The 13,678-nt window shown below is 71.7% G+C and carries 10 protein-coding genes; all 10 read right to left on the reverse strand.

Features of this window, described 5'->3' with window-relative positions:
- Window positions 1-32 precede the first annotated feature (32 nt).
- Window positions 33-1,403 carry a cell division protein FtsZ gene (gene ftsZ, locus ACFQVD_RS16915; RefSeq protein ID WP_343980740.1) on the reverse strand — a complete coding sequence of 457 codons (1,371 nt, stop codon included), beginning with the start codon at window positions 1,401-1,403 and terminating at the stop codon, window positions 33-35.
- Window positions 1,404-1,628: 225 nt separating this feature from the next.
- Window positions 1,629-2,288 (reverse strand): cell division protein FtsQ/DivIB, encoded by a 660-nt coding sequence (locus ACFQVD_RS16920; RefSeq protein ID WP_343980761.1) that lies wholly within the window; start codon window positions 2,286-2,288, stop codon window positions 1,629-1,631.
- Between the two features lie 49 nt (window positions 2,289-2,337).
- Window positions 2,338-3,744 carry a UDP-N-acetylmuramate--L-alanine ligase gene (gene murC / locus ACFQVD_RS16925; RefSeq protein WP_343980743.1) on the reverse strand — a complete coding sequence of 469 codons (1,407 nt, stop codon included), beginning with the start codon at window positions 3,742-3,744 and terminating at the stop codon, window positions 2,338-2,340.
- Between the two features lie 116 nt (window positions 3,745-3,860).
- A complete protein-coding gene (gene murG, locus ACFQVD_RS16930; protein WP_343980746.1) occupies window positions 3,861-4,949 on the reverse strand; it encodes an undecaprenyldiphospho-muramoylpentapeptide beta-N-acetylglucosaminyltransferase in 1,089 nt (362 codons plus the stop codon).
- A 14-nt stretch (window positions 4,950-4,963) separates the two neighbouring features.
- Complete coding sequence (ftsW, locus tag ACFQVD_RS16935; RefSeq protein ID WP_343980749.1) at window positions 4,964-6,244, reverse strand: putative lipid II flippase FtsW; 1,281 nt, start codon at window positions 6,242-6,244, stop codon at window positions 4,964-4,966.
- A complete protein-coding gene (gene murD / locus ACFQVD_RS16940; protein ID WP_343980752.1) occupies window positions 6,241-7,662 on the reverse strand; it encodes a UDP-N-acetylmuramoyl-L-alanine--D-glutamate ligase in 1,422 nt (473 codons plus the stop codon). The genes ftsW and murD overlap by 4 nt, the downstream gene beginning before the upstream one ends.
- Window positions 7,644-8,702: a phospho-N-acetylmuramoyl-pentapeptide-transferase gene (mraY, locus tag ACFQVD_RS16945; protein ID WP_343980755.1), complete on the reverse strand. Its 1,059-nt coding sequence runs from the start codon at window positions 8,700-8,702 to the stop codon at window positions 7,644-7,646. Before mraY ends, murD begins: the two co-directional genes overlap by 19 nt.
- Window positions 8,699-10,237, reverse strand: coding sequence for a UDP-N-acetylmuramoyl-tripeptide--D-alanyl-D-alanine ligase (locus ACFQVD_RS16950; protein ID WP_386271493.1), 1,539 nt, complete (start codon window positions 10,235-10,237; stop codon window positions 8,699-8,701). The genes mraY and ACFQVD_RS16950 overlap by 4 nt, the downstream gene beginning before the upstream one ends.
- Window positions 10,238-10,249: 12 nt before the next feature.
- Window positions 10,250-11,794 carry a UDP-N-acetylmuramoyl-L-alanyl-D-glutamate--2,6-diaminopimelate ligase gene (locus tag ACFQVD_RS16955; protein ID WP_343982938.1) on the reverse strand — a complete coding sequence of 515 codons (1,545 nt, stop codon included), beginning with the start codon at window positions 11,792-11,794 and terminating at the stop codon, window positions 10,250-10,252.
- A 40-nt stretch (window positions 11,795-11,834) separates the two neighbouring features.
- Window positions 11,835-13,565 (reverse strand): peptidoglycan D,D-transpeptidase FtsI family protein, encoded by a 1,731-nt coding sequence (locus tag ACFQVD_RS16960; RefSeq protein ID WP_449343695.1) that lies wholly within the window; start codon window positions 13,563-13,565, stop codon window positions 11,835-11,837.
- Window positions 13,566-13,678 lie beyond the last annotated feature (113 nt).

Genomic DNA, 13,678 nt, shown 5'->3' on the forward strand with positions numbered 1-13,678 from the left:
TGGCTCTTCACCCGCCCCCACCGTGAGCGATGTCACTTCAGGAAGTCGGGAACGTCCAGTTCCTCTTCCTGCTCCTCGAAGATCACCGGGCGCCGCCGGGCGGGGTCGGTGACCCGCGCGGAGATCGGCGTCGGCTGCGAGGGCTCGGGGGTCGGACGCGGGATCGACAGCGGAGGGGAGTGCGGCTCCTCCACGCGGTGCGGCTCGGCGTGCTCCACCGGCTGTACCGGGTGGATCTGCTGGGGCGGAGGCGTCGGCTCCGCCGGCGGGGTGACGACCTGCCGCACCGGCGAGGGCGGCGTGTGCTCCACCCTGGGCTCCGGACGGGGCTCGGGGCGGGGCTCCGCCTTGACCGTGGGCGCCAGCGGGCGGACCGGGGCGGCCGCCGAGGGCGGGGCGGGACGTGAGGCGGGCTGCGGGCGGGACGCCGGCTGCGGGAGTTGCTTGGGCTCGGGAGCGGGCTCGTCGAAGCCTGCCGCGATCACGGTGACGCGCACCTCGTCGCCGAGGGCGTCGTCGATGACCGTACCGAAGATGATGTTGGCGTCCGGTGCCGCGGCGGTGGAGACGAGCTGGGCCGCCTCGTTGATCTCGAACAGGCCCAGGTCGGAGCCGCCGGCGATCGAGAGCAGCACGCCGTGCGCACCGTCGATGCTGGCCTCCAGCAGCGGGCTGGACACGGCCATCTCGGCCGCCGCGACCGAACGGTCGTCGCCGCGCGCGTGGCCGATGCCCATCAGGGCCGAGCCGGCACCGGACATGACCGACTTCACATCGGCGAAGTCGAGGTTGATCAGTCCGGGCGTGGTGATCAGGTCGGTGATGCCCTGGACACCGGAGAGCAGCACCTGGTCCGCCGCCTTGAAGGCGTCCAGCACGCTCACCTGCCGGTCGGAGATCGACAGCAGCCGGTCGTTCGGGATCACGATGAGGGTGTCGACCTCCTCGCGGAGGGTCTCGATGCCGGCGTCGGCCTGCATCGCCCTGCGCCGCCCCTCGAAGCTGAAGGGCCGGGTCACCACACCGATGGTCAGCGCGCCCAGGGTACGGGCGATGTTGGCCACCACCGGGGCGCCTCCGGTGCCCGTGCCACCGCCCTCCCCGGCCGTGACGAAAACCATGTCGGCGCCCTTGAGGACCTCTTCGATCTCCTCACGGTGGTCCTCGGCCGCCTTGCGCCCGACTTCGGGATTGGCTCCCGCGCCGAGGCCGCGAGTGAGCTCGCGCCCGACGTCGAGCTTGACGTCGGCGTCACTCATCAGCAGCGCCTGGGCGTCGGTATTGATGGCGATGAACTCGACGCCCTTGAGTCCCTCCTCGATCATCCGGTTGACGGCGTTGACTCCGCCTCCGCCGATTCCTACAACCTTGATGACCGCGAGGTAGTTCTGCGGTGCTGCCACGACGAGGGGCCTTTCCGCTCGTTGACTTGCAATTTCATGCGGCACGGGGCCCGTGCCGTCGTTTCCAAAACCCTCACCCTCAAGTTGAGATTTAGCTTTATGTCAACCTGAGGAGTGATACGGACAGTAGGAGTTACGCTCCTGGCGGGTCAACTAACCGCGCCGCAAGCACGTCCAGCGTGTCGCGGGCCGTCCTTTTCCGGCAACGCCCGCCATCCGATGAGATCACTTAACCGTCACGACGTCAGGCGAACTGACGTCATAGGTGTCGGCCGGACGTCTGAGCAGCGTAACAAGGATCCGCGCCTTGTCCGCGGGACGGTCGCCGCCGCCCCACACGATCGCACGGCCGTCCTTCAGCCGCAGCGAGACCGTCTCGGCCGACGGTGCGAGCACCTCCGCGACCCGGCGGGCCAGATTCTCCGGCAGCGCGGCGATGACCGTGAGCGCCGCCGCGGTCGCCGGGTCGCCCGGCCCCGGCCGGTCCACCCGCAGCACCGGCAGTGCCGGCGGCGCGACGTCCTTGACCTCGGTGACCATCCCGTGCCGGTCCATCAGCGCCGACCTGTCGCCGACCGGCACCACCGCCACCGGCCTGCGCTCCACGACCTTCACCCGCAGGGTCCCCGGCCAGGCGCGGCTGACCGTCACCGACTCGATCTGGGTGATCCTGCCGATCCGGTCTTCCACCTCGGCCAGGTCGACCGTGGCGAGGGGCTTGCCGCCGGCCACCTGCGCCGCCCGCCGGATCTCCTCGGTGGACAGGCCCGCGTTGCCCACCACCTGGATCTCCCGGACCCCGAGCACTGGGGAGAAGAACACCAGCCACGCGGCGATGCCCACCACCCCCGCGGTGAGCAGGGCCAGGAAGGCCGACCGCCACACGCCGTTCAATGCCACTCCCCCTCCGGCGACCCGCGCCCGCTGGCATGGGTCACCGCGCGGCCAGCTCCGCCACGATCCTGGGACCCAGCTCGGTCACGTCGCCCGCGCCCATGGTCAGGACGATGTCCCCCGGCCTGGCCAGGCTCGCGACCAGGGCGGGCACGCTGTCCCGCTGGGGGGCGTAGGCCACCCGCTCCGCGGGCAGCGGCACCTTGCCCGCCACCAGCGCCCCCGACACGCCGGGCTCGGGATCCTCGCGGGCGCCGTAGACGTCCAGGACGACGGCCTCGTCGGCCAGCCCGAGCGCGATGCCGAACTCGTCGGCGAAGAACCTGGTGCGCGAGTACAGGTGCGGCTGGAAGACCGCGATGACCCTGCCGTCTCCCGAGAAGGACGCCACCACGTCCCGCGCCGCGCGCAGGTCGGCGGCCAGCTCGGTCGGGTGGTGGGCGTAGCTGTCGAAGACCGCCACCCCGCCCGCCTCACCCTTGGCCTCGAAACGGCGCTTGGCACCGGTGAAGGCCGCCAGACCGTCACGGATCTCACCGAAGGAGACGCCCAGCTCCCCCGCCACCGCGATGACCGCGGCCGCGTTGAGCGCGTTGTGACGGCCCGGGACCGCGAGCCTGACCTCCCCGTGCCCGTGGACCGTGAAGGTGATGCCCAGCCCGTCGGGAGAGACCTCGCCCACCCGCAGGTCGGCGTCCTCCGCCTCACCGTACGTGATCACCTTCAGGCCGCGGGCGCGGGCGATCGGGACCAGCGCGGCGGAGCCGGGATCGTCGGCGCAGATGACCATGGTGCCGGCGACGCGCTCCACGAACCGGGCGAAGCTATCGTGAACCGCGCGCGGATCACCGTAGTTGTCCAGATGGTCCGGCTCGACGTTGGTCACCACGGCGATGTCGGGGGCCAGCATGAGGAAGGAGCCGTCGCTCTCGTCGGCCTCGGCGACGAACACCTCGCCCGAGCCCTCGTCGGCGCCCAGCCCCGTCGTCACCAGCTGCCCGCCCACACAGTACGAGGGGTCGGCGCCGCACTTCTGCAGCGCCACGGTGAGCATCGAGGTCGTGGTGGTCTTGCCGTGGGTGCCGGCCAGCGCGACGCCGGTCCTGCCCGCCATGACGGAGGCGAGCGCGGCGGCCCTGGGGATGACCCGCAGGCCCTGGCGGAGCGCCTCGCCCAGCTCGGGATTGGAGTCGCGGATCGCGGTGGAGACCACGACCGTGTCGACCTGCTTGATGTGCGAGGCGGCGTGGCCGATGTGCACCCTGGCCCCCAGCTCCCGCAGCTCGGTCGCGATGTCCGACCCCCGCGCGTCGCTGCCGGAGACCTGCACGCCCCGTTTAAGTAGGATGCGCGCGATTCCGGACATCCCAGAACCGCCGATCCCGATGAAGTGGACCCGTCCCAGGTCTCCGGCCGCAACCGGATCCACCAGCTTGACCAGGCTCATCGGCCGCTCACCCCTCCTCGTTCGCCGCACGGACGCTCTCGTCCCGCCCGGCCCTCTCGCCGGAGACGGGCACGGGCAGCCCCGCGCTCACCGCGTCGGATCCGCTCCGCGCCCACTCAGCCTCTCCCCCGCACCGCGATCTGCAGCACCCTGCGCGCCAGTGTCACGTCGGCGTCCTTCCTGCCCATCCGAGACGCCGCCTCGGACATGGTGACCACGCGTTCGGGGTCGGACAGGATGGGCAGCACGTTCTGAATGATCCACTCCGCTGACAACTCGGCGTCATCGATCATCAGGCCGCCGCCGCCCCGCACGATCGGCGTGGCGTTGAGCCGCTGCTCGCCGTTGCCGTGCGGCAGCGGGATGTACGCGGCCGGCAGGCCCACCGCCGTCAGCTCGGCGCAGGTCATCGCACCGCTGCGGCACAGGGCGAAGTCGGCGGCGGCGTAGGCCAGGTCCATCCGGTCGACGTACTGCAGCACGACGTACTGCGGGTCGCCGGGCGGCGGTTCCTCCTCCAGCGTGTTCTTCGGGCCGATGACGTGCAGCACCTGCACTCCGGCCCGGCGCAGCGCGGGGGCGGCGGCCAGGGCCGCCTGGTTGAGCGAGCGGGCCCCCTGGGAGCCGCCGGTGACCAGCAGCGTGGGCAGGTCGGCCTCCAGGCCGAACCAGGCCCTGGCCTTGTCGCCCATGGACAGCCGGTCGAGGTTGACGATCTCACGGCGCAGCGGGATGCCGATGTACTCGGCCTGGTTCAGCGGCGTGTCCGGGTGGCCGGTGAACACGTGGTCGGTGAGGCGCGCGCCCAGCCGGTTGGCCAGTCCGGGGCGCGGGTTGGCCTCGTGGACCACGATCGGCACGCCGCGCCGCCGCGCCGCCAGGTAGGCGGGGGTCGCCACGTAGCCGCCGAAGCCGACCAGGACGTCGGCCTGGACCCGGTCCATGACGGCGGCGGCCGCGTTGATGGCGCCCGCCAGGCGGCCCGGCACGCTCAGCAACTGGGGCGTCAGTGTCCGGGGCAGCGGCACCGCGGGCACCAGTTGCAGTTCATACCCCCTGGCCGGGACCAGCCTGGTCTCCAGGCCTCGCTCCGTGCCGAGGCAGGTGATCCCGATGTTGGGGTCGAGTTGGCGCAGCGCGTCGGCCAGAGCCAGCGCCGGTTCGATATGACCAGCCGTCCCGCCGCCGGCGAGGACCACCCTCATGTCGGTCCTTTCGCTTATCGTCTTCCACGGCCCGGCCGTCGTTTCCTGGCCGGACCACCCAGGCCAAGCCAGCTTAGGCCCCGCGCCACCGGTCCGGGGCCATGGGCCGCGAGAGCCTCGCGGGCGCCGGGTTCGTGCTTGGCGAACGACAGGAGCATGCCGAGGGTGGCCAGGGTGGGCAGCAGGGCCGACCCACCGTAGGAGACCAGCGGCAACGGGATACCGGTGATGGGCAGCACGCCGATGACGGCGCCGATGTTGACGATCGCCTGACCGGCGATCCAGGCGACCGCGGCGGCGGAGGCGAGCCGGACGAACGGGTCCTTCACCCGGGTGGCCACCCGCAGCCCCGCGTAGCCCAGCAGCCCGAACAGGGCCACCACGACGAGCGTGCCCATCAGCCCGAGCTCCTCACCGAGGATGGAGAAGATGAAGTCGCTCTCCGCGTGCGGGATCCAGCTCCACTTCTGCCTGCTGGATCCCAGGCCCAGCCCGAACCAGCCGCCGCTGCCCATCGCGATCTGTCCCTGCACGGCCTGGAAGCCGGACCCCTGGGCGTTGCCCCACGGGTCGAGCCAGCCCGTGATCCGGTCCGAGCGGTAGCCCTCGGTGCTGATCATGACGATGGTCGCGAGCACCGCCACCGCGAGGATCCCGCCGAACAGCCTCAGCGGCGCGCCCACCACCCAGAGCAGCGACAGGAAGATCATCATCAGCACCAGCGTGGTGCCGAGGTCGCTTCCCAGCATGACCATGACGGCCAGGATGGCGGTGCCCGGCATCAGCGGGATGAACAGGCTGCGCCATTCGATCAGGCCGTTGCGCGCCCTGCGGGCCAGCAGGTCGGCACCCCAGAGGATCAGCCCGAGCTTGGCGGGCTCGGACGGCTGCAGGTAGATGGGGCCGAGGTCGATCCAGCGCTGAGCGCCGAGCTGGGAGGTGCCGACGAACAGCACCAGCACCAGCCCGAGGATCGACAGCGCCATCAGCGGGTAGCCGGCGAGCCTGAAGAACCGGGGGGGCAGCTGGGCGCAGACCCACATCAGCGGGAGACCGATCGCGGCCGAGATCGACTGCTTGAAGAACCAGTAGAAGGGATCGCCCATCTCCTGCAGCGCCTCGATGCTGGACGCCGACAGCACCATCATCAGGCCGAGCACCAGCAGCAGGGCGCTGCACCCCAGGATCAGGTAGTACGAGGTCAACGGCCGGTTGAGCAGCTCGCGGAAGGCGAGCAGGTGCTCGCGGAAGCCGTCCTGGCCCCGGGGGGCGCCCTCCTGCGCCGTCGCGCTCACACCCGTCCCCCGTCGTGCCCTGCGGCGAGACGGTGCACGGCTCGGGCGAACGCCTCCCCTCGGGCGGGATAACCGGAGAACATGTCCCAGGAGGCGCCGGCCGGGGCCAGCAGCACGGTGTCTCCGGGGGTGGCGAGCCTGGCGGCTTCGGTGACGACACGGTCCATGACCCCAGTGTCTTGCCCGGCCACCTCCACCACCGGAACATTCCCGGCGTGTCGCGCCAGAGCCTCGCGAATTCGTTCGCGGTCGGCGCCCAGCAGGACCGCGCCGCGCAGGCGGGGCGCGGCGCGGCGTACCAGCTCGCCGACGTCCGCGCCCTTGAGCAACCCGCCCGCCACCCAGACGATCGACGGGTAGGCGGCCAGCGAGGCGGCGGCGGCGTGCGGGTTGGTGGCCTTGGAGTCGTCCACGTAGTCGACCTCGGCGACCCTGGCCACGTGCGCGATCCGGTGGGGGTCGGGCACGAAGGCCAGCAGGCCCTCGCGCACCGCGGCGGCGCTCACCCCGTAGGCCCTGGCCAGCGCCGCGGCGGCGAGCGCGTTGGCCACGTTGTGCGGCGCGAACGGGCGGACGTCGTCGAACGAGGCGAGCTCCTCCGCGTTGCTCGCGGGGTCGGCCACGAACGCCCGGTCCACCAGCAGGTCCTCGACCACGCCGAGCTGGCCCGGCGCGGGCACGCCGAGGGTGAAGCCCACGCTGCGTGCCGCCGCGCTCTCGTACGGCGCGGCGAGACGGGTCGCCCACTCGTCGTCGGCGTTGTACACGACGGTCCCGGCCCTGGCGAAGATCTCCCCCTTGACCCGGGCGTACTCCTCCATGGAGCCGTGCCAGTCGAGGTGGTCCGGAGCCACGTTGAGCACCGCGGCCGCGTACGGGGCGATGCTGGGCGAGCGGTGCAGCTGGAAGCTGGACAGCTCCACCGCCAGCACGTCGCCGGCTCCGGCGACCGCCTCCACCACCGGGGTGCCGACGTTGCCGACGGCGAGCGCCCGATGCCCGGCGGCCAGGAGCATCGAGGTGAGCATCCGGACCACGGTGGTCTTGCCGTTGGTGCCGGTCAGCGCCAGCCAGGGAGCGGCTTGGCCCGGGCGGAGCCGCCAGGCCAGCTCGACCTCGCCGATCACCTCGATCCCCGCCGCCGCGGCGGCGGCGAGCAGCGGGTGGTGCGGCGGCCAGCCCGTGGTGACGATCAGCGAGGTGCCCGCCGGGGGCTCCGCGGACTCACCGAAGCGGACCTCGACACCGAGCTCGGCGAGCTCGCCCGCGAGCGCCCTGGCCCGCTCGTCGTCCCTGCCCTCCAGGACGACCACCTTCTCGCCCCTCGCGGCCATCGTGCGGGCCACGGCCGTGCCCGAGACCCCCAGCCCGGCGACGCAGATCACATGGCCTTTCCCACTCACAGCCTGGGCATCCATTCCACGTAGAAGATCCCCAGCCCGGCGGCCGCGCACAGGGCGGCGATCAGCCAGAAGCGGACCACGATGGTGGTCTCGGCCCAGCCCTTCAGCTCGAAGTGGTGCTGGAGCGGGGCCATCCTGAAGACCCGTTTACCGGTCATCTTGAAGGAGCCGACCTGGATGATCACCGACATGGTGATGAGCACGCACATCCCGGCGAGGATGATCAGCAGGAGCTGGGTCCTGGTGGTGATGGCCAGTCCGGCGAGCACGCCGCCCAGGGCCAGCGAACCGGTGTCACCCATGAAGATCTTCGCCGGTGGGGCGTTCCACCACAGGAAGCCGACCAGCGCGCCGAGCACCGCCGCGGCGACCACGGCCAGGTCCAGCGGGTCGCGGACCCAGTAGCAGTTGGGCCCGAGCTGGGTGGTGCAGCTGTTGCGCAGCTGCCAGTTGCCGATCAGCACGTACGAGGCCAGCACCACGCCGGTGGCACCGCTGGCCAGGCCGTCGAGACCGTCGGTGAGGTTCACCGCGTTGGAGAAGCCCACGATCATGATCAGCACCCAGATGATGAACCCGATGAGCCCGATGGAGGGGCCGAAGTCCCTCAGGAACGACAGGCGCGTCTCGGCCGGGGTGATCAGGTAGGCGTTGGGGAAACGGGTCACCAGGATCGCGAAGACCGCGCCGACGATGAGCTGGCCCAGCGCCTTGGCACCGCTGCGCAGGCCCAGGCTGCGCTGCTTGTAGATCTTGATGAAGTCGTCCAGGAAGCCGACCGCGCCCAGGCCCGTCATCAGGAACAGCACCAGGACCGCGGAGACCGTGGGCGGTGTGAAGCTGTAGAGGTGGGCGCAGGCGAAGCCGACCAGCGCGGCGATCACGATCACGGTGCCGCCCATGGTGGGGGTGCCGCGTTTGTCGTGGTGGCCGGAGGGTCCCTCCTCCCTGATGCTCTGCCCGTAGCCGCGCCGGGAGAACAGGCGGATCGCCAGCGGCGTGCCCAGCATGGACAGCAGCAGGCTGATCGCCGCCGCGACGAGGATCTCCCTCATCGGCGATCACCTCCGAGCAGCGCCGCGGCCACCCGCTCAAGACCCGCGGCGCGCGGTCCCTTGACGAGCACGACATCACCGGGGGCCAGCAGTGCCGACAGCTCCGCACCCGCCTGTGCCGCGTCGGCGGCGTGCGAGACCCGGGTGGCGCCCTGGATCCCGGTTTCCGGGGCGTCGCCGAAGGAGGTGACGGGCGAGAGGCGTGCCGCCGGACCGGTGCCCGGCGGCTCTCCCGCCCCCGGCGGGCCGTCCACCTCGCGCGGGGCCTCCGCGTGCGCCGCGGGCGTGCGGCCCGCCGCCTCCCGTACGGCGGCCTCCGCCCCGGCCAGGATCGGTTCGGCGTCGGGGCCGACGACGAACAGAGCGGCCAGACCCGCGCCCCCGGCCAGCCGGCCCAGTTCCTCGTTGAGCGCGGGCCCCTCCTCGCCCAGCTCGCGCAGGGCGGCGATGACCGCGAAGCGGCGGCGACCGCCCGCGAGCGCGTCCAGAGCGCCGAAGGCGGCGCGCATGGAGTCGGGGTTGGCGTTGTAGGCGTCGTTGATCACGGTCACCCCGTCCTCGCGGTCGGTGACCTCCATCCGCCAGCGGCTGCGGGGCTCGGCCTCCGACAGCTCCTCGGCGATGGTGGCGACCGGCAGGCCGAGCTCGTAGGCGGCGGCCGCGGCCGCCAGCGCGTTCTCCACCGCGTGCTCACCGTACAGGCGGAGGGCGACCGGGGCGGCGCCGGACGGGGTGCGCAGTACGAAGGAGGCGCGCCCCCGCTCGTCGACGGTCACGTTCTCGGCCCGTACGTCGGCGTCCTCGCTCCGGCCGTACCAGGTGACGCGGGCGCCGGTGCGCCCGGCCATGGCGGCCACCAGCGGGTCGTCGAGGTTGAGCACGGCCACGCCGTCGGCGGGCAGCGCCTCGACCAGTTCGCCCTTGGCCCTGGCGATCTCCTCCTTGCCGCCGAACACGCCCAGGTGGGCGGTGCCGACGTTGAGGACCACGCCGATCCTCGGCGGGGCGATACGGGCCAGGTGGGCGATGTGCCCGACGTCGCGTGCGCTGAGCTCCAGCACCAGGTAGCGGGTGTTCTCATCGGCCTTCAACACGGTCAGCGGGTGGCCGATCTCGTTGTTGAACGACCCGACGGGGGCGACCGTTGGACCGATCCTGGCGGTGAGCCTGGCCAGCAGGTCCTTGGTGGTGGTCTTGCCCGCCGAGCCGGTGATGCCGATGACCGTGGTGGCCGGCAGTTCGGCGCAGACGGCGGTGGCCAGGCCGGTCATGGCCGCCACGGTGTCGCCGACGATGACGGCGGGGACGTCGACCGGCCGGGAGGCCAGCACGGCGACCGCCCCGGCCTCGACGGCCTGGGCGGCGAAGTCGTGCCCGTCGACCCGTTCACCCTTGATCGCGACGAACAGCGACCCCGGTTCGACGGCGCGGGAGTCGATGACGACCGGGCCGCGCACCACCGCGCGTGGGTCGGCCATGCCCGCGAGGGCCCCCGAGGTGATCTCGGCGATTCTGGCCAGCGGCAACGGGATCATGATGCGTCTTCCCTACTCTCCATACGTGCTTCGGCGCCCGGTGCGGTTCCGGCGCCTGACGATCGCGTCGGCCACGACCTGCCTGTCATCGAAAGGAAGCACCTGGTCGCCGATGTACTGGCCCTGCTCGTGACCCTTGCCGGCCACGACGACGACGTCGCCGAAACCCGCCCGGCCGATGGCCAGGTCGATGGCCGCGGCACGATCAGGCTCAATGATCACATGTGCGCGTCCATCCTGGGACACACCGAGAACTCCGTCCATCATCTCCGCGAGGATCCGCAGGGGATCCTCGGAGCGGGGGTTGTCGCTGGTGAGAATAGCCACATCTGCCAGCCTTGCGGCGGCTTCTCCCATCATTGGGCGTTTACCACGGTCACGGTCGCCCCCGCAGCCGAGGACCACGATGAGCCTGCCCGTGGTGACCTCGCGCAGCGAGCACAGGACGGACTCGACCGCACCGGGCTTGTGCGAGTAGTCGACGATGGCCTGGAAGTCCTCCCCGCCGGGAACCCGCTCCATCCGGCCCGGAACCCCTGCCAGCGTACCCAGGCCCGCCACCGCGGTTCGCAGCGGCACACCGGCCTCCACCAGCGCGACGACGGCGCCCAGGGCGTTGGCCACGTTGAACGGGCCGGGCAGGGCGATCGTCGCGGCCTCCTCGACGCCGCCGGGGCCCACGATCTTGAAGGTGCTGCCCTCGGGCCCCAGCCGCACGTCCACGGCCCGCCAGTCGGCCTCCACGGCGCCCTCGGCGGAGAAGGTGGTCATCGGGATCTTCGCGGTGCCGAGGAGCTCCCGCCCGTGGGCGTCGTCGATGTTGACGACGCCCACCCTGCTCATCTCGGGGGTGAACAACCGGGCCTTCGTCGCGAAGTAGTCGTCGAGATCCCGGTGGAAGTCGAGGTGGTCCTGCGACAGGTTGGTGAACAGCGCCACGTCGTAGAACACCTCGTCGACCCGGCCCAGCGCCAGCGCGTGGCTGGAGACCTCCATGGCCGCGGCGGTGACGCCCCGCTCACGCATCAGGGCGAACAGGCCCTGCAGGTCGCTGGCCTCCGGCGTGGTGAGCTTCGGCGCGAAACGCAGCTCACCGACGTGGATCTCCACACCCCCGATCAGCCCCGGCCGGTGTCCCGCGGCCCGCAGTCCGGCCTCCAGCAGAAAGGTGGTGGTGGACTTGCCACTGGTACCGGTGACGCCGATGACCATCACGTCCGCCGCGGGATTGCCGTACACCCAGGCGGAGACCTGTCCCAGCAGGCGGCGTGGGTTGGGCACGACGAGGACGGGCAGGCCGGTCGCGACCGCGGCCTGTCTGCCCGCCTCATCGGTCAGGATCGCGGCGGCACCCGCGGCGAGGGCCTGCGCGGAGAAGTCGGCCCCGTGGGCGGTGGCTCCCGGCAGCGCGACGTAGAGATCTCCACGACACACCTGGCGCGAGTCGATGGTGATCCCGGACACCGCGGCCAGCGGCGCTCGTGACGTGCCCGAGGGCGCGCCGATGAGGCTCGCCAGCCCGGAGAGCGGACGGGGTGAACTGGTTGAGGGTCGCATGGACGACGGGGGATGCACGGCGAGAGCGTACCTTCACTCGTCACCTCCCTGCGCGTATCCGCACCGGGGAGGGCCGGGTTCCGGTCGGGGGAATCTTTCCGCTCTTCAACGCGAACGTCATCAGCTGCTTGAAGACCGGGGCGGCGATCTCCCCACCGTAGTGGCCCTGCTGGGGGTCCTGGAGCACCGCCAGGACGACCAGGCGGGGCTTGTCCACCGGAGCAAAGCCAACGAACGTCGCGGTATATCCGCAGTAGCCCTGGCAGCTGGTGTCGTAGCGCATCGCGGTGCCCGTCTTGCCCGCCACCCGGTAGCCGTCGATCGCGGCGAGGTTGCCGGTGCCCTCCTCGCTCACCGCGGCCTCCAGCATGGCGGCGATCTCCCGCGCCGTACGCTCACTGACCACCCGGGTCCGCTTACCCGGCGCGGACGGCGTGAACGCGCCGTTCTCGCCGGTCGTGCCGGCCACGATCTGCGGGGTGACGCGCACCCCGCCGTTGGCGATGGTCTGGTAGACGCTCGCCGTCTGGAGCGCGGTCACCGAGATGCCCTGGCCGTAGGCGATCGTGCAGCGCTGGCTGCCCGACCAGTCCTTCCAGTCGGGCAGCAGCCCCGCCTCCTCCCCCGGCAGCCCGGTGCCGGGTCTCGCGCCGAAACCGAAGCGCTGGAGCATCGAGTGGAGCTTCTCGTCGCCGATCTTCTGGGTGGCCAGGATCGTGCCCACGTTGCTGGAGGTCGCCACGACGCCCGAGAAGGTCAGGCGCTCGACGGCATGTGGGTGGGCGTCCTTCAGCACCCGGTCGGCACACCTGATCTGGTCGGGGACGGTGAACAGGGTGTCCGGCCGCACGGCCCCCGACTCCAGTGCCGCCGCGGCGGTGATGACCTTGTTGGTGCTGCCCGGCTCGAACACGTCCGTGACCGACCGGTTGCCCCGGTCCTCCACCGGGGAGTCCTTCCAGTTCTTCAGGTCGAGCTCCGGCGCGTTCGCCATGGCGATCACCTGACCGGTCTGCGTGTCCATCACGATGGCGCTGCCGGTGCGCGACCCGGTGGCCTTGACCTGCTCGCCGATCGCCTTCTGCGCGGCCCACTGGACGTCGCGGTTGATGGTCAGCCGCACGTCCCTGCCCTCGATGGGCGCCCGCAGGGTGCTGCGGGTCATCGGGATGCGCTGCCCCCTGGCGCCCGTCTCGATGATCTGCTCGCCGTCTCGGCCCGCGAGCAGCCTGTCGTAGGTGTTCTCCAGCCCGGCCAGTCCCGTGCCGTCGGTGCCGACGAAACCCAGCAGGCTGCCCGCCAGGTCACCGCCCGGGTAGTCGCGCCGGTAGCGGTGCTTGCTGCCGACGCCTTTGAACCCGTACGCCATGATCCGCTGGGCGAGTGCGGGATCGACGGCGGCGGCGACCTGCGCGTAGTGGCTGGTGGCGTCGGCCAGCTTGGCGGCGATCGGCTCCTTGGGCTCGTTCAGCTCCTTGGCCAGGGCCGTGGCCACCCGGTCGCGCTGCGCGGCGACGACCTGCGAGGGGTCGACGAAGATCTCGCGCGCCTCCACGGTCAGCGCGAGCTCGTGTCCGTTGACGTCGGTGATCGAGCCCCTTCTGGCGGGCAGCTTCTCACCCTGTACGCGCTGCTTGGCCGCCTCGGCGGTGTAGACCTTCGAGTCGAGGCCCTGAAGCTGGATGAGCCGCCCCGCGAAGATGGACAGCACGAAGGTCATCGCCATCAGGCCGATGCCGATACGCCTGCGGGGGTTGCCCAGGCGCAGCACCGCGGACGGGCGCGCCGGAGGCCGCGGCGGCCTGCCGCCGCCGCGTCCCATCGCGCGCGTGTGCTCCTGCTCCTGCGGCCGCTCGGTTCCGCGTCTTGGCGCGGGCCGCGCCC

The organism is Streptosporangium amethystogenes subsp. fukuiense (assembly GCF_042665875.1).
GTDB lineage: Bacteria > Actinomycetota > Actinomycetes > Streptosporangiales > Streptosporangiaceae > Streptosporangium > Streptosporangium fukuiense.

What these genes read in the sequence shown, in the direction of transcription:
- murC (WP_343980743.1), bottom strand. Translation starts at nt 3,744, where the DNA reads ATGAGCCTGGTCAAGCTGGTGGATCCGGTTGCGGCCGGAGACCTGGGA.
- murG (WP_343980746.1), bottom strand. Translation starts at nt 4,949, where the DNA reads ATGAGGGTGGTCCTCGCCGGCGGCGGGACGGCTGGTCATATCGAACCG.
- murD (WP_343980752.1), bottom strand. Translation starts at nt 7,662, where the DNA reads ATGGATGCCCAGGCTGTGAGTGGGAAAGGCCATGTGATCTGCGTCGCC.
- mraY (WP_343980755.1), bottom strand. Translation starts at nt 8,702, where the DNA reads ATGAGGGAGATCCTCGTCGCGGCGGCGATCAGCCTGCTGCTGTCCATG.
- ACFQVD_RS16950 (WP_386271493.1), bottom strand. Translation starts at nt 10,237, where the DNA reads ATGATCCCGTTGCCGCTGGCCAGAATCGCCGAGATCACCTCGGGGGCC.
- ACFQVD_RS16955 (WP_343982938.1), bottom strand. Translation starts at nt 11,794, where the DNA reads ATGCGACCCTCAACCAGTTCACCCCGTCCGCTCTCCGGGCTGGCGAGC.